At 70.6% G+C, this 235-nt stretch carries 1 pseudogene; it reads left to right on the forward strand.

The features are described from left to right. Positions 1-235: pseudogene (locus B2W70_RS00265) on the forward strand (low molecular weight phosphotyrosine protein phosphatase); the annotation flags it as partial.

Consider the following 235-nt stretch of genomic DNA (forward strand, 5'->3'; position numbering starts at 1 on the left):
TGGCGGGCACCCACGCCTACCACGTGGGCAGCCCGCCCGACGACCGCTCGCAAGACGCTGGCAGCCGACGCGGCTACCGCCTGGACGGGCTGCGCGCGCGCAAGGTCGTGCCGCTTGACTTCGAGCGTTTCGACCTGGTGCTGGCCATGGATTGGGACAACCTGGCCCTGCTCGAAGAGCGCTGCCCCGACGAGCAGCGCCGCAAGCTGCGTCGGTTGACGGAGTTCATCCCGGG

Origin of the sequence: Aquabacterium sp. UBA2148 (assembly GCF_002328915.1) — a bacterium.
GTDB lineage: Bacteria > Pseudomonadota > Gammaproteobacteria > Burkholderiales > Burkholderiaceae_C > Aquabacterium > Aquabacterium parvum.